Here is a 259-nt window from a genome sequence, read left to right on the forward strand (position 1 = left end):
ACCTCGCTCCGCCGGAACCATGCTTGTGTATGGGAGCCCTTTCGGGTCACCGGCAGACGGACCCCGCGAAATTCATCATGCCGATCTTTGCTCCGCGTTTGATTTATTCGACAGCGGCGGTTCGCGGGTGGTGCTCGCGCGCTGGGTGCCTTCCCAACCGCTCGCGAAAGTGCGGACAGCGATGGTTAATCTTCTCACCATGTTGTCGATTGGCGCACTCACGCCGCCAGCTATTGTGCGGTATTCAGCTAAGGACTTC

Annotated in this window: 1 protein-coding gene; it reads right to left on the bottom strand. The window is 59.1% G+C overall.

The genetic code is table 11. The annotated features are described in order from the left end of the window. Nucleotides 1-75: 75 nt before the first annotated feature. Nucleotides 76-259 (bottom strand): hypothetical protein (locus JAO29_RS23155; protein WP_334270651.1); only part of this gene is annotated, 184 nt, incomplete at its 5' end.

Source organism: Edaphobacter sp. HDX4, assembly GCF_036877565.1.
Lineage (GTDB): Bacteria > Acidobacteriota > Terriglobia > Terriglobales > Acidobacteriaceae > Edaphobacter.